The organism is Streptomyces sp. NBC_00258, assembly GCF_036182465.1.
In the GTDB taxonomy this organism is placed as follows: Bacteria; Actinomycetota; Actinomycetes; order Streptomycetales; family Streptomycetaceae; genus Streptomyces.
Genome location: NZ_CP108081.1, coordinates 3841896 through 3856635, shown reverse-complemented (window position 1 = coordinate 3856635; position 14740 = coordinate 3841896). Strand labels below are relative to the sequence as shown.

Sequence of the window (14740 nt, the reverse complement as noted above, 5' to 3'; positions counted from 1 at the left end):
TATTTCCGTAGCGTCGAAGGCGTCGACAGCGCCCGCTGCCGGCACCCGTCCTTCCCCGCACACGGAGGCCGCGATGTCCGGGCTTGTCGATGCCTTGGTGATCCTCGCCGTTGTCGTCCTGGTGATCGCTCGCCAGTTCCGCACCCGTCGGATAGCGACAGACAGGAGCTGGTGGGCCGTGCCCGCGGTCCTGATCTTCCTGGCTCTGCGCGAACCGGGCCTGCTCGACCCCGACCACCGGACGCTGTCGGCCCTCCTGCTCGGCACCGAACTCCTCATAGGCCTGGCCACCGGTGTCGGCTGGGCCTGGACCACCCGGATCTGGAGGGCACCGGACGGCACGGTGTGGAGCAGGAGCAGCAAGGCCAGCGGCCTCGTCTGGACCGTCGGGATAGCCCTGCGGGCCGGCTTGTTCGGCCTCGGCGCCGCCCTCGGCCTGCACCAGGACAGTTCCGCCCTGCTCCTCGCACTCGCGGTGACGCTGCTGGTGCGCTCCGGGATCATGGTCCGGAGGGCGCAGACACTGCCCTCGGCGAGCGGGCAGAGCGCGGCGTACGGTGACGGCATGCCCCAGCCCACGCGGAAGGAGCGTGTATGACGGAGAACGTCTGGACGCTCTGGCCTTCCCGCGAGGCACTCTCCCGAATGGGAGTGCACAGGGCGCGGCGTGCTCTCGCCGGGGCCGGGCGCACCTTCGCCGTAGGCATCCTCCTCGCGACGACCTTCATCCACAGCGACCTGCACGGCTGGGGTGTCGCAGGGGCTGTTCTGGGAGTCCTTGTCGGTGGACTCGGGATCTGGGGCTTCTGGAGGGTCACGCTCGAACATCGCCTGCTTCCCTCATTGGGGTTGCTCGTGCTGCTCTTCGCCATCGCGACGGTGGCAGAGAGCGCGGGGCTGCGGGTTCCTGCCCTCGTCGTGTGGTGCGCCTGCGCCGTCAGCGCCATGGAACGACTGCCGCTCGCGGCGGCCCTGCCCGCGAGCGCCGTGGCTCTGGGCACGTACGCGGCAGTGAACAACGACGCCTGGCTGACCACCCTGGCCACGACCGTGGGGCTCGCTCTGGCCGGATACGTGCTGCGGCTGGACGCGGAGGCCCGGGGCAGCGCCCAGCGGCTCCTTGCCCAGGAGCGTGCCGCACGGGCGGCCGAGGCGGAGTCGGCGGCGCTCGCGGAGCGGGCCCGGATCGCACGGGAGATCCATGACGTGCTGGCACACAGCCTCTCGGCCCAGCTCGTGCACCTGGAGGCGGCTCGGTTGTTGATCGAGAGGGGAGCGGAGAGGGACCAGATCCTCGATCGGGTCGTGGCGGCACGGGGAATGGCCCGCGAAGGCCTCGCCGAGACCCGGCAGGCACTCTCCGCGCTGCGCGGAGAGCTGTCACCGCTGGAGGAGTTCCTGAGCGAACTGGTCGCCGACACCGCCGGCGCCGATGTCACCGTCACGGGTGAACGGCGGCTGTTGCCGGCGGAGGCGTCGCAGGCGGTGCGCAGGGTCGCCCAGGAGGCACTGACGAACGTCCGGAAGCACGCGCCCGGGGCCAAGATCCGCATACGGCTGGAGTACGGCGAGCACGAAGTGATGTTGAACGTAAGGGATTCGGGAGCTCCGCCGGGTGAATTCACACACTCCGGTGCCGGATACGGTCTGATCGGAATGCGGGAGCGGGCCGAGCTGCTGGGCGGCTCGCTGGAGGCCGGGCCGTACGAGGAGGGGTTCGTGGTGACGCTGAAGGTGCCTGTATGACGGAGGAGGAGGGCGGAGCACCGGCCCGTGTCGTCGTGGCGGACGATCAGACCGTGGTGCGCGAGGGCATCGTGATGCTGCTCGGGCTGCTGTCGGGGATCGAGGTCGTCGGGGCGGCCGCCGACGGGCACGAGGCCGTGCGGCTGGTGGCCGAACTCGACCCGGACGTCGTGCTGATGGACCTGCGCATGCCTCGCTGCGACGGGGTGGAGGCGACCAGACGAATCCGGGCCGAACACCCCAGGACGCAGGTTGTCGTGCTCACCACGTACGCGGACGACGCCTCGCTGTTCCCCGCGCTCAGGGCCGGGGCCCGTGGCTATCTCACCAAGGACGCGGGCGGCGACGAGATCGTACGGGCCGTGCGGAGCGTGCTGTCCGGGGACGCAGGGCTCTCCCCGGGCATTCAACGGCGCTTGCTGGAGCGGCTGTCCGAGCCGGAGCCGGCCGTTCCCGCGCAGGGCACCGAGGCGCCGGACGGGCTCACCGCGCGGGAGACGGAGGTGCTCGTGCTGATCGCCGACGGTCTGACCAACCAGGAGATCGCCCGCAGGCTCCATGTCTCGACGGCCACCGTGAAGACCCACATCAACAACCTGTTCGCCAAGACGGGGCTCAAGGATCGTGCGCAGGCGGTCCGTTACGCCTTCGGGAAGGGACTTGTGCGGCCACCAGGGGGGTGAGTCACCTGATGGGGTGAAGAGCGCGGAGAGAAGAGTCTGGGATCTTCCCGATCTGTCCATCCTTGGGCACGCGGCCGAAACGGGCAGCGGACAAGGAGAGTTCGGTGGAGAAGTACGACGGTCCCGACTCCGGAAAGGTCCGGTTCGACGACCCCTGGTACGACGCGCTCGCCTCCGGCTGGGGCGAGTTGGACAGTACGGGTGCGCCCGCTCCCGCCGTGCCGCCCGCGCGCGGGGAGCAGGAGGACCGGACCGCCCGTGCGGCCGACGTCTATCTGGAGGTGCAGCGCAGCGCGGCCTTCCAGGAGGTGCGCAGTCGGTACCGGAGGTTCGTGGTCCCGGCCGTCGCCGTCTTCTTCACCTGGTACGTGGCCTATGTGGTGACGGCGACGACGGCTCCGGATTTCATGGCGCAGCCCGTCGCCGGCGCGGTGAACGTGGCGATGCTCGCGGGGCTGGGGCAGTTCCTCACGACGTTCCTGTTCACCTGGGCGTACGCACGGCACGCTCGGCTGCGCAGAGACCGGGCCGCGCTCGATCTGCGCTGGGACACACAGGAGCTGACGCGAAGCGTCGCGGGTGGTGAACGGTGACCGGGAACCATCAGACGCTGGCGCTGCTGCTGTTCAGCGTGTTCGTCGCGGTCACCCTGGGGATCACGACCTGGGTGAGCCGCCACCGGCATGGTTCGGCGGAGGAGTTCTACGCGGGCGGACGGCTCTTCTCGCCCATGGAGAATGGTTTTGCCATCGCGGGCGACTACATGTCCGCCGCGTCCTTCCTCGGTATCTCGGGGCTGATCGCGCTCTTCGGCTATGACGGGCTGCTGTACTCGGTGGGCTTCCTCGTCGCCTGGCTCGTCGTGCTGTTCCTCGTCGCCGAACTGGTGCGCAACTGCGGGCGGTTCACGCTCGCGGACGTCGTCGCGTCCCGCATGAGCGAGCGACCGGTACGGATCGCGGCGGGAACCTCCTCGGTGACCGTGTCCGTTCTGTACCTGGTGGCGCAGATGGTGGGTGCCGGCAGCCTGGTCGCGCTGCTGCTCGGCGGTACGAGCGAGGCGGCGCAAGCCTGGACGGTCATCGGCGTCGGGGCGCTCATGGTCGTCTATGTGTCGATGGGAGGGATGCGGGCCACCACGTGGATCCAGATCGTCAAGGCGGTCCTGCTGATGGGCGGGGCGATCGCGTTGACCGTGCTCGTCCTGGTGCGGTTCCACGGGGACTTCGACCAGTTGCTGCGTACGGCGGCGGACCGGAGCGGACACGGGAAGTCGTTCCTCGCGCCGGGGCTGAAGTACGGCGGGGACTGGACCGCGCGCATGGACTTCATCAGCCTGGGACTCGCGCTGGTGCTCGGCACGGCCGGGCTGCCGCACATCCTGTCGCGCTTCTACACCGTGCCGACCGCGCGGGCCGCGCGGCGGTCGGTCGTCTGGGCGATCGGTCTGATCGGCGGCTTCTACCTGATGACGATCGTGCTGGGGTTCGGGGCGGCGGCGATCGTGGGCCCCGATGCCGTACGCGGGTCGAACGCGGCCGGGAACACGGCGGTTCCGCTGCTGGCGCTCGATCTGGGCGGCGGCGCCGGTTCCACCGGAGGAACGGTTCTGTTCGCGATCGTCGCCGCGATCGCCTTCGCCACGATCCTCGCGGTGGTAGCCGGAATCACGCTCGCCTCCTCGGCGTCCGTGGCCCACGACCTGTACGCGTCGCTGCGACGACGGCGTGCAAAGCCGCGCAGCGAGGTGGCCGTGGCGCGGACCGCCGCGGTCGGTATCGGCGTTGTCGCCATCGCGCTGGGCCTGCTCGCGCGCGACCTGAATGTGGCCTTCCTGGTGGGGCTTGCCTTCGCCGTCGCCGCGTCGGCGAACCTGCCGGTGCTGCTGTACTCGCTGTTCTGGCGGAACTTCACGACGCGCGGCGCGGTGTGGTCCGTATACGGCGGCTTGGTGCCGGCACTGGTGCTCGTCGTGCTGTCTCCGGTGGTGACGGGCAGTCCCGCGTCGCTGTTCCCAGGAATCGACCTCCAGTACTTCCCGCTGGAGAACCCGGGCCTGGTGTCGATCCCGCTCGGCTTCCTGGCGGGCTGGCTGGGCACGGTCACCTCGGCGGAGCCGCCGGACGAGGCCAAGCACGCCGAAACCGAGGTACGGGCGCTTACGGGGGCGGGAGCGGTCTGACCGACGGGCGGGCGAGGGGAGGTCCGGCGGGACACCCTCAGGCGAGGCCCACGAAGCCCCGGGGCGGTCCGGCAGGGCTCACCGGCTCAAGGTGCCACCCACGCATAGCGGTGTTCCGGACGCCCTGTGTCCCCGTACTTGAGTGAGAGCCGGAGACGGCCCGCCTGTTCCAGGTGGCGGAGGTAGCGCTGCGCGGTGGAGCGGCTGAGGCCCGTCTCGGCGGCGACCTCGTGGGCCGAGAGGGGGTGGCCGGCCTGGTGGAGGACGGTGCAGATCAGGTCCGTCGTCGGCTCCGAGTGACCGGTGGGCAGACCCGGCGAGGACGGGGCGGGCGTCGTACGCAGGGCGCCGAAAATACGGTCGACCTGTTCCTGCCCTGCCATGCCTTGGTCGCTGACCCTGTCGACGGTACGGCGCAGTGCGGCGTACGACTCGAGCCGCGTTCGCAGCGCTGCGAACGTGAACGGCTTGACCAGGTAGTGCAGGGCGCCGAGACGCATCGCGGCCCGTACGGTCTCCACGTCGCCGGCCGCGGTGATCATGATGACGTCCGCGCCCATGCCCAGTTCCCGCATCTGCTGGACGAGTTCGAGGCCCGTCCGGTCGGGCAGATAGTGGTCGAGCAGGATCAGGTCGACGGGTTCCCGGCCCGCCGCGTCCAGGGCCTGGGCGGCGCTGTGCGCACGGGCGGCCACCCGGAAACCGGGAACCTTCCCCACGAACTTGGCGTTGATTTCGGCGACACGGAAGTCGTCGTCCACGACCAGGACGTCAATCATCGGGCCTCTCCCCCCGAGCCGGGCGAGCGGTGAGCCCGTGCTGTCGGCCCCAGTGTTGTGGAGTGAGCAGAAAGAGCACAACACCCTTCTGTAATCAGAAGAACGCCTTGCGCACACAAGACTGATGCCGTGGCGCAGGCCACGGCTACGGTCGCGGGGCATGAGCGCAGACACCGGCCCCGCCATCGCACCACGAGGCGCGCGCAAGGTCTTCACAACCCCGCCGGGGGAACTGCACACGGCCGTCATCGGACTCGATCCGACCGTGGGAGGCTGCGGGTTCACGGCCGTCGTGGCCCCCGCAGGCCGAGGCAGATCGACCACACCGACCCTCGTCAGCGGTCCCGAAGAACTTACGGAGTGCGAAGCCCTGGTGCCGGACGAACCGCTCGACCTGCGGGAAGGCACGCGCGACTCGGTCGCCTTCGGTGCCCGCGCCCTTGAGGAATCCCCCGCCCGCGTCGCCAGAAGGATCGATACGGCCTCCCGCGCACGGACCGTCCGCGGAGGCATGGCCGTTGTCGCCGCCTCCCGTGTGTCGCCCCTGGTCGCCGACACGTGGTCCCTGGGAACGGGCAGCCGCCGGGTGACGCTCTGCGAGGAGGCCGCACACGTTCGCTGAGCGCAGTACCTCCCGGTGGAAGTCGTCGTGGACCGAGGGTTGAACTCCCTCCTCAGGGCACGCACAGGCCCACATGCCCCTCCTAGGACCCCGTTTTGTTGAGCGCCTCCCCAGGAGGCGCATTTCGCAGACAGCCCTCTCCAGGACACCGGTTCTCCTTCGGCGCCGGTCTCCCGGCGGAGAGGTCGGTTCCCCGTCGCTGGCCGCTCCAAGGCACTCGTTTTCCCGCACCGCCTTCTTCACAAGGACGTGAACGAACATGCCCAAGACCCTCAGACACGGGTCGCTGGCAGCCGCCAGCCTGCTTGTCCTCTCCTCGCTCACCGCGTGCGCCAATGACGTGGCCGGATCGGCCGCCGCCGACGAGGCGGGCGGCAAGGGGGAGAAGGTCAAAATCATGGTCGGCGGCCTGGACAAGGTGATCTACCTGCCCGCGATGCTCACCGAGCGGCTCGGCTACTTCGATGACGAGGGCCTCGACGTGGAGCTGCTGGGCGAGCACGCCGGTGTGGAGGCCGAGACCGCGCTCGTCTCCGGGGAGGTACAAGGAGCCGTCGGCTTCTACGACCACACCCTCGATCTGCAGGTCAAGGGCGAAGAAGTCCAGTCGGTGGTGCAGTTCTCGCACGCGCCCGGTGAGGTCCAGATCGTCTCCGACAAGGCGGCGAGCGAGATCAACTCACCGAAGGACTTCAAGGGCAAGAGGCTCGGCGTCACCGGCCTCGGCTCCTCGACCGACTTCCTCACCAAGTACCTCGCCGTCAAGAACGGTGTGTCCGTCAGCGAGTTCAAGACCGTCCCGGTCGGCGCGGGAGAGAGCTTCATCTCCGCGCTCAAGAAGGGTTCCATCGACGGCGGCATGACGACCGACCCGACGGTCGCCACGATCCTGGCGGAGAACAGCGGCAAGGTGCTCCTCGACATGCGCACCCCGGAGGGCTCCGACGAGGCACTCGGCGGCGCGTACCCGTCGTCCAGCCTCTACATGCAGACGGACTGGGTGAACGACAACAAGAAGACGGTCCAGAAGCTGGCCAACGCCTTGGTGAAGACCCTCAAGTGGATGGCCGGGCACAGCGCCAGCGAGATCGCCGACGAGATGCCGGACGACTACTCGAAGGGCAACGGGACGCTCTACGCCAGCGCCATCCAGAGCACCATGCCGATGTTCACCCAGGACGGTGTGATGCCCGAGGACGGTCCGAAGACCGTCGAGAAGGTCCTCAAGGCGTTCAACCCCGACATCAAGAACGCCGACGTGGACCTCAGCAGGACGTACACGACGGAGTTCGTGGACAAGGTCGTGGACTGAATCCCCCGACCGCGGTCTCCCCGACCGCGGGCCGAGCTCCTGTGTACGGCTGAACTCCCCTGACAGCCGTACAGAGGCGGGTGCGGTCGCTTCCCCCGTACTGCGGCCGTGTCCTCAGGCGCGGGTCGCCCAGATGTAACGGTGCTCCGGGCGGCCCGCGTCACCGTATTTCAGGGTCAGCGTGGCCCGTCCCGTGCGCTCCAGGAGCTTCAGATAGCGCTGGGCGGTCTGGCGGCTGAGTCCGGTCCGGTCGGCGATCTCCTGGGCCGACAGAGGGCCTTCCGCGGTCACCAGCGCCCGGCGTACGGCCTCCGCGGTGGTGGGGGAGTGCCCTTTGGGCAGACCCGGCTCCGAGCCGGCGGACAAGGCACCGAAGATCCGGTCGACCTCGGCCTGTTCGGCCTCGCCGCCGCCGTCGAGGGTGCGGCGCAGGTCCGCGTACGCCTCCAGCTTGGCGCGCAGTCCGGCGAAGGCGAACGGTTTCACCAGGTACTGGAGCGCGCCCTGCCGCATCGCCGCCTGGACCGTGGAGACGTCACGGGCCGCGGTCACCATGATCACATCGGCCTGATGTCCGCGTCTGCGCATCTCCTGGACGACCGCGAGGCCCGTCTCGTCCGGCAGATAGTGGTCGAGAAGCACCAGGTCCAGCCGGGGCAGAGCCTCCAGCTGCCGCAGCGCCTCCGCCGCCGAGTGTGCCTCGCCCGCGACATGGAAGCCCGCGACCTTCTCGACGTAGGCGGCGTTGACCCGGGCGACCCGGATGTCGTCGTCCACGACCAGTACCTCGATCATCGCGACTCCTCGTTGACGGTCGTGGCGGCACGCTCCAGCATGAGGCCGGGCGCGGGCTCCGGTGCGAGTCCGGGCTCCGCCAGTGCCTCCGGCAGCACGATGGTGAACTCGGCGCCTCCGCCGTCCGCCTCGGAGACCCGGGCGCTGCCACCCTGCCGCTCGGCGAGCCTGCGCACCAGGGAGAGGCCGATCCCGCGCTTTCGGTGGGCCGGGGGCTTCTTGGTGGACCATCCGTCCGTGAAGATCAACTCGCGCTGTTCGGCGGGAATTCCTGGACCTGTGTCCCGCACTCTGAGGACGGCGGTACGCCCTTCCGCGCGCAATTCGACCTCCACGCGCGCGTGGAGGGTGCCCGCGGCGGCGTCGAGTGCGTTGTCGACGAGGTTCCCGACGATCGTGACCAGCCCCCTCGGGTCGATCAACCGGTCCGGGAACAGTGTCGTGTCCGAGATCCACAGGGCCACTCCGCGCTCCGCCGCGACGGTGGCCTTGCCCACCAGGAGGGCGGCGAGCAGCGGGTCATGGATCTTCTCCGTGACCTGTTCCGCGGTCGCCCTGTGGTCACCGACCACCTCTCCGACGAACTCCACGGCGTCGTCGTACATCTCCAGTTCCAGCAGCCCGAGCAGTGTGTGCATGCGGTTGGCGTGTTCGTGGTCCTGGGCGCGCAGGGCGTCGATCAGGCCGCGGGTGGAGTCGAGTTCGCGGCCCAGCTGCTCCAGTTCGGTGCGGTCGCGCAGCGTGGCGACGGCACCGCCGTCGTCGGTGGGCATGCGGTTGGCGACCAGCACACGCTGACCGCGGACGGTGAGCAGATCGGTTCCGGTGACGGTCCCGGCCAGCACATCGGTCGTACGGCCCTCCCCGAGCGCGGTGTCGAGGGGCTGGCCGACGGCCTCGTCGCCGATCCCCAGCAGGCGCCGGGCCTCGTCGTTGAGGAGCCGGATCCTGCCCTCGCGGTCCAGCGCGACGACGCCCTCCCTGATGCCGTGCAGCATCGCCTCACGCTCCGCCAGAAGCCCGGCGATGTCCGAGAAGGCCAGGTCACGGGTCTGCCGTTGCACCCGCCGTGAGATCAGATAGGCGGCCAGCGCGCCGACGGCCATGGCTCCTCCCGCGTACGCGAAGAGCCCGGGGATCGCGTGGATGAGGCGGGCGCGCACGCTGTCGTACTCGATGCCGACCGAGACCGCGCCGACAATGCGGCCGTCGGCGTCGCGCAACGGCACCTTGCCGCGCGCCGAGCGGCCCAGGGTGCCGCTGTCGATCTCCATGACCTCCCGGCCGGACAGAGCAGACCTGGGATCGGTCGAGACGTGTCCGCCGATCTCTGCGGGGTTCGTGTGCGACCAGCGTGTGCCGTCGACGTTCATCACCACGACGTACTCGGCTCCGCTCGCCTTGCGGATCCGCTCCGCCTCGGCCTGCACGGGCCCGTCCGCCGAGGCCGGAGTGGACTTCAGCTCCTCGGCGAGCCTCGGCTGCGCCGCCGTGGTCTGCGCGATCGCGAGAGCGCGGCGCATCGCCTGGTCGTCCAGCTGTTCGCTCAGCGGAGCCAGGAACAGACCGGTCGCGAGGACGGCGACTCCTGCGGCGATCGCCACCTGCATCAGCAGCACCTGCGAGAACATCCGCTTCGGCATGCCCAGGCGGAGTCGTCGAGGGGGAGTGGGGCTCATGCCTATGACGGTACGGGGAGGGGCGCGCGGTGCCGTACGGGGTGTGGCGTGGATCTCGTTCGGAGGGGCGGTCAGCGGCCCGCGGGGTGCGCGACAGCCGTACGGGACAGCCGGCGCACCGCCATCACGTCCATCCGCGCCGGAGAGCCCAGAGCCGAGCCGCAGCTCTCGGGGCGGGGCGGCAGGGCCGCGCCCTGTGCGACCGTGACGAGCCAGCGGCGGCCGTCGGTGTGGGCGACCGTCACCTCCCAGCGGGGCGCAGAACCCTCCGTACGGACGACGCTCAGCACGCCCGCGGCGTCCTCGTGGGCCGCCGTGCGCACGGCCAGTTCGGCGGCCTGCCCGGGACGCTCCCAGGCTGAGCTCCCACGGCATCCGTCGGTCACGACGCGGCCTTCCCGGACGCCCTGGAGGATCTCCTTGACGGCATGGGCCTCGGCTCGCCCGTACGCGTATCCGAACGGCAGTACGAGGAGGGTGGGGGAGAATCGATGGCCCCCGAGGTGTGTGACCTCCCATATGCCGTCCACTCCGGAGGCGGCGAGTTCGGCGGCGAGGGGGCGGCCCAGAAGGGCGCAGCAGCGGTCGCGCTTGCCGTTCGTGCACACGAGCGCGAGCGGGTCGCCGGTGTGCGGGGCGCCGTCGAGGGTCGTGTCGAACGTCTCGGGCATGCCCTCACCGAGCTCGGTGAAGTCAAGTTGGAGCAGTCGCTCGGGGGCAGACGTGGTGGCCTTGTGCAGCCACACGTTTCCCGGGGTGGTGTGGGCCGCGTACACCTGGCGCTCGGCGGCCGTGTGGCAGTCGGCGTGGCGGCCCGGGCGCCGGATCAGCGCGATGCGTACGCCGGTGCCCTCGGCGGCCTGCTCCAGCGCCCGGCCGAGTGCGGGGTCCAGGTGGCTCGATGTCAGCGCATTGGCGCCCCAGGGGCCGGGCTGTTCGACCAGCAGCCACGTCCTCGCGGTGGCGGCGGTCCCCGCGAGGGGCTCCTCCAGGTCCCGTGAGACCTTCGCGCACGTACTCACAGAGGTGAGCCTAACCTGACTTGACCGGGGGTGACTCCCGGGGCGGGTGGTGTCACTGCTCCGGAAGTGGTTGAGGGGGCCGTGCGCCTACGTAGTGTCCGCTCGGGCGCATGCGCAGGGGGGCCTCGTCGTACTCCTCCAGTACGTGGGCGATCCAGCCGGCCGTGCGGGCCACGGCGAAGATCGTCTCGCCCGCCGAGGCGTGCATGCCGGACGTGGCCGTGAGGACGGCGAGGGCCAGGTCGACGTTGGCGTGCAGGGGTGCGTGGCGGGCCGTGGTGTCCACGATGTCGCGGGCCGCGGCCAGGGCGGGGCCGGCGCCGGGAACGTCCTCCAGGAGGCCGAACAGCACGCGCGCGCGTGGGTCCTCGCCCGGGTAGACGCGGTGGCCCAGTCCCGGGACGCGGCGCCCCGCGCGCAGTTCGTCCGCGACCACCGGGGCCGCCGTGCCCCGGTCCAGGACGTCGAGCAGCATCCTGTGCGCCAGGCCGCTGGCCGCTCCGTGCAACGGGCCTTCGAGGACGCCGAGGCCCGCAGAGACGGCGGCGTACGCGTGGGCGCGGGCCGACGCGGCGACCCGGACCGCAAGCGTCGAGGCGGCCAGGTCGTGGTCGATGAGCAGGACGAGTGCGGTGTCCAGGGCGCGCAGGGACGCCTCGTCGGCTTCGCGGCCGCTGAGCCGGGCCCAGAGGCGTTGCGCGAGCGAGTTTCCGTCCCGATGGTCGTGCCTCTTGGGCGGCAGGGCGGCGACGAGCGTGGGGATCAGCGTGCGGGCCGTGCCGAGCACGGCCTGTTCGGAGAGGTCGAAGCGCAGCGGGTCGGCGGTCGCCGCGGCGATGGCCGCGACGCGGAGCCGGTCGGTCGGGGCCGTGTGCTCGGGCAGCGCGTCGACGGCACGACGGGCGACGGCGACGGATGCCTCCGGTGCCGTGAATGTGGCGCCCGGGCGCAGGACGCCTGTCCACAGCCACTCGGCGACCTCTTCGTAGGAGTGGCGCGCGGCCAGTTCGGTCGCGTCGACCCCCCGGAAGTAGTACCGGTCCTTGTCGATCAAGGTGATCCGGGTGCGTACGGAGAGCCTGCCGGCGGCCGGTGAACTGTCGGCCGGTTCACGCCTGTTGCGACGCGCGAGCGCCTCCACCTCCTTGGCGTCGAAGGTGCTGCCGCGGCCGCCTGAGCTGCGTCGGCTGCTGAGCTGGCCGCGGCTCACATACGCGTACACCGTCTCGGGCTTCACCCCGAGCAGTTCGGCGGCCTCCTTGGTACTGATCCGCCGCGCTTCGTACGCGAGGGCCGGTTCTTGATCCGTCATGAGCGTCACCGTATCTGTGCAGTTGAATATTGATTCAATCAATATTGACAGGGATTGAGTCAAGCATGGACAGTCAAATCAAGTCCAGGGAGGAAACATGTCGATCAACCGGGCCGCGGCCGCCTCTGTCGACGTACCGCGAGGGCTCGCGGGCGTCGTCGTCACCGACACCGTGCTGGGTGACGTCAGGGGGATCGAGGGGTTCTACCACTACCGCCAGTACTCGGCTGTCGACCTCGCACGGACCCGCGGCTTCGAGGACGTGTGGCATCTGCTGGTGCACGGTGAACTGCCGGACGCGGCACAGCGTTCCGCCTTTGCCGCGCGGACGGCGGAACTGCGGAAGCTGCCGGTGGAGGTGCGGGCCGTACTGCCCGCGATCGCCGCGGCCAGTGGGAGGTCCGGGGCGCTTTCCGGGATGCGGACCGCGTTGTCGCTGCTCGGTGCGGCGCGGGGGTTCCGGCCGGTGTACGACATTGACGCCGGGCAACGTCGAGCGGACGCGCTCGCCGCGTCGGCGGCCGTGCCGACGTTGCTGACGGCGCTCCACCGGCTCGGGCGGGGCCTCGAACCGGTCGAGCCCCGTGACGATCTGCCGTACGCCGCCAACTACCTCTACATGCTGACGGGTTCGGAACCGGATCCGGAGCGGGCGCGGGCCGTCGAGCAGTATCTGATCTCGACCATTGATCATGGATTCAATGCATCAACATTTACGGCTCGAGTGATCGCGTCGACGGGGGCGGATGTGGCGGCCTGTCTCGTCGGCGCGGTGGGAGCCCTCTCCGGTCCGCTCCACGGCGGCGCTCCGAGCCGGGCCCTGGACACCCTCGACGCGATCGGGACTCCCGACCGCATCGACTCCTGGATCAGGGAACGCGTCCTCGCCGGCGAGCGCATCATGGGCTTCGGTCACCCCGTCTACCGCACCGAGGACCCCCGCTCGCGCATGCTTCGCGGCATCGCCCAGCAATTCGGCGGCCCCCTGGTCGACTTCGCGGTCGAGGTCGAACGCCGCGTGGAGGCGATCCTCGCCGAGCTCAAGCCCGGCCGGGAACTCCACACGAACGTGGAGTTCTACGCGGGCGTCGTCATGGAACTCTGCGGGCTGCCACGCGAGATGTTCACTCCGACCTTCGCCGCGGCCCGAGTCGTCGGCTGGAGCGCCAACATCCTCGAACAGGCGGAGGACCCGAAGATCATCCGCCCGGCGGCACGGTACGTGGGGCCGGTTCCGACGGTTGCGGTGCCCGCGGTGGCCTGAGGGTCACGCATCCGACGTAGGGCACGGCATGCGACGCGTACGCGCGAGGTCCGGCACCGTTCAGATGCCGGACCTCGGGAAGCTTGGATCGAGTGGACGGCGAGGTAGGCGCCGGCCTTCTCGGTGGGCCCCTGTCGTCACGGAGTGGTGCGCGGGGCGTGGTGGATGTGTGGGGCGGGCTGGAACGGCACCGTCTCCCGGAGGCGAATCTCAACGGGGTGACCGGATGGACCTCAACAGTTGACGGGGATCATCCTTACGACAGCCCTGCGGTCGCGTCAGGCGTCGGGGATGTCCGCCTTGGCACGGACCAGCGTCTCTCTGCTGACGATGACGATGCGTTCATAGTCCGCGCGTGCTGCGTCAGGGGGGAGTTCTTGGTCGAGCGCCGCGGTGGCCTCTGTTCCGATGACTGCGAAGTTCCCGTCGCTGAGTTCAAAAATGTCCGGACATGAGTCGCCGGACAGACTGCCTCGTTCGCGTGGGGACGCACCGATGCGGCGCACGATCTTCAAAGGGATCCCTGTCCTCTGGAGTGATAGGTGATTCGGGCGGGGATCGTACAACGAGGATTGAGTCGATCTTGGCGGAGGGGTCCGATTCACATGTTCGGGTTGACGAGTGGTCGACCCGGTGCGCCTGCGTTGATGCCGCGTCAACTATCTCTATTCCAGCGGCGGTTCGCCCACCACCCACCATTCTTCGGTGTCCGCCTCGTCCAAATCGCGGATCAGGATGTCCACCATTCGGCCGACCCTGGCCTCCTCGGAGTTGTCCTCGAGGCTGGCCCGATGGGGTCGGTGCGCCTCCCAGTAGTTTCGAAAAATGGGGTTGAGGCAGATCATGCGAAGGTGACCGTGCAGCTCCTCCCAGTTGACGACACCGACGCGGTAGGCGAGCAGGGCGTTGGTGTACAGCGCGTTGGCGAAGAGGTACTGACGTCGCTGCGTGGGTGAGTCCACCTGGACGTTGCTGTAGACGGCGGCCAGATCGGGATCCTCCATGGCCCTGCTCAGCAGGTAGAACTGCAGGCGCTGCTGCTCGGTCAGCATGGCCTGCCTGTCACTCCGTTCGACTTCCGCGACCCGCAGCCGCAGTTCCTCGTACCGGCGTTGTTGGGCGGCCAGCGCTACGAGTGCCCCCGCTGCAAAGGCGAGCCCCGCTGTGACCGCGGAGCTCAGCCTTTGCTTCCCAGATTGTGTGACCATGTCAACCCCCGAATCAGGCGACCGTCCGCCGGTCGTCGGTGTGGGTCGCCAGGGGGCGGACCGGCGAGCGGTGGGCGGCGCGCTTGCCGTCTCCCAGGGTGCCGAGCGGCTCTGATCGGCAGGGAGGCGGAGAGGA

At 69.8% G+C, this 14740-nt stretch carries 15 protein-coding genes; 8 read left to right on the top strand and 7 right to left on the bottom strand.

Translation table 11 applies throughout. From position 1 onward, the window contains the following. Window positions 1–73: 73 nt before the first annotated feature. The 5 genes from OG718_RS17145 (at window position 74) to OG718_RS17125 (ending at window position 4611) form a co-directional block, all read left to right on the top strand. Window positions 74–598 carry a DUF1453 domain-containing protein gene (locus OG718_RS17145; protein WP_328844539.1) on the top strand — a complete coding sequence of 175 codons (525 nt, stop codon included), beginning with the start codon at window positions 74–76 and terminating at the stop codon, window positions 596–598. Then, the gene (locus tag OG718_RS17140; protein ID WP_143638134.1) at window positions 595–1746 is read left to right on the top strand and encodes a sensor histidine kinase; all 1152 of its coding nucleotides are present in this window, start codon (window positions 595–597) and stop codon (window positions 1744–1746) included. Before OG718_RS17145 ends, OG718_RS17140 begins: the two co-directional genes overlap by 4 nt. Next, a complete protein-coding gene (locus OG718_RS17135) occupies window positions 1743–2429 on the top strand; it encodes a response regulator transcription factor (RefSeq protein WP_328844538.1) in 687 nt (228 codons plus the stop codon). Before OG718_RS17140 ends, OG718_RS17135 begins: the two co-directional genes overlap by 4 nt. 104 nt (window positions 2430–2533) lie before the next feature. Then, window positions 2534–3022 (top strand): DUF485 domain-containing protein, encoded by a 489-nt coding sequence (locus OG718_RS17130; RefSeq protein WP_143638137.1) that lies wholly within the window; start codon window positions 2534–2536, stop codon window positions 3020–3022. Beyond that, the gene (locus OG718_RS17125; RefSeq protein ID WP_143638139.1) at window positions 3019–4611 is read left to right on the top strand and encodes a solute symporter family protein; all 1593 of its coding nucleotides are present in this window, start codon (window positions 3019–3021) and stop codon (window positions 4609–4611) included. Before OG718_RS17130 ends, OG718_RS17125 begins: the two co-directional genes overlap by 4 nt. A gap of 86 nt (window positions 4612–4697) precedes the next feature. Here the strand turns inward: OG718_RS17125 and OG718_RS17120 are convergent, their stop codons facing one another. Beyond that, on the bottom strand, window positions 4698–5390 hold the full coding sequence (locus OG718_RS17120) for a response regulator (protein WP_143638141.1): 693 nt from the start codon (window positions 5388–5390) through the stop codon (window positions 4698–4700). Window positions 5391–5550: 160 nt separating this feature from the next. On the opposite strand from OG718_RS17120, the gene OG718_RS54425 reads away from it, so the two are divergent. Then, a complete protein-coding gene (locus OG718_RS54425) occupies window positions 5551–6012 on the top strand; it encodes a hypothetical protein (protein ID WP_443055110.1) in 462 nt (153 codons plus the stop codon). A gap of 259 nt (window positions 6013–6271) precedes the next feature. After that, window positions 6272–7324: an ABC transporter substrate-binding protein gene (locus OG718_RS17110; protein WP_328844537.1), complete on the top strand. Its 1053-nt coding sequence runs from the start codon at window positions 6272–6274 to the stop codon at window positions 7322–7324. Between the two features lie 114 nt (window positions 7325–7438). Here OG718_RS17110 and OG718_RS17105 read toward each other — a convergent pair whose 3' ends face one another. The 4 genes from OG718_RS17105 to OG718_RS17090 all read right to left on the bottom strand — a co-directional run bounded on the left by OG718_RS17105 (window position 7439) and on the right by OG718_RS17090 (window position 12132). Then, entirely contained in the window at window positions 7439–8119 is a 681-nt protein-coding gene (locus tag OG718_RS17105; protein WP_143638147.1) for a response regulator, read from the bottom strand. Then, window positions 8116–9798: a sensor histidine kinase gene (locus OG718_RS17100; protein ID WP_328844536.1), complete on the bottom strand. Its 1683-nt coding sequence runs from the start codon at window positions 9796–9798 to the stop codon at window positions 8116–8118. The genes OG718_RS17105 and OG718_RS17100 overlap by 4 nt, the downstream gene beginning before the upstream one ends. Window positions 9799–9869: 71 nt before the next feature. Further along, the gene (locus OG718_RS17095; RefSeq protein ID WP_328844535.1) at window positions 9870–10820 is read right to left on the bottom strand and encodes a sucrase ferredoxin; all 951 of its coding nucleotides are present in this window, start codon (window positions 10818–10820) and stop codon (window positions 9870–9872) included. A gap of 52 nt (window positions 10821–10872) precedes the next feature. After that, the gene (locus OG718_RS17090) at window positions 10873–12132 is read right to left on the bottom strand and encodes a citrate synthase (protein ID WP_328844534.1); all 1260 of its coding nucleotides are present in this window, start codon (window positions 12130–12132) and stop codon (window positions 10873–10875) included. Window positions 12133–12229: 97 nt separating this feature from the next. Here OG718_RS17090 and OG718_RS17085 point away from each other — a divergent pair, with 97 nt between their 5' ends. Beyond that, window positions 12230–13396 carry a citrate synthase/methylcitrate synthase gene (locus OG718_RS17085; RefSeq protein ID WP_328844533.1) on the top strand — a complete coding sequence of 389 codons (1167 nt, stop codon included), beginning with the start codon at window positions 12230–12232 and terminating at the stop codon, window positions 13394–13396. A gap of 278 nt (window positions 13397–13674) precedes the next feature. Here the strand turns inward: OG718_RS17085 and OG718_RS17080 are convergent, their stop codons facing one another. Further along, window positions 13675–13911, bottom strand: a complete 237-nt coding sequence (locus tag OG718_RS17080; RefSeq protein ID WP_143638156.1) for a hypothetical protein — start codon at window positions 13909–13911, stop codon at window positions 13675–13677. A 150-nt stretch (window positions 13912–14061) separates the two neighbouring features. Then, window positions 14062–14604 (bottom strand): DUF6082 family protein, encoded by a 543-nt coding sequence (locus OG718_RS17075; protein WP_143638158.1) that lies wholly within the window; start codon window positions 14602–14604, stop codon window positions 14062–14064. Window positions 14605–14740: the final 136 nt, after the last annotated feature.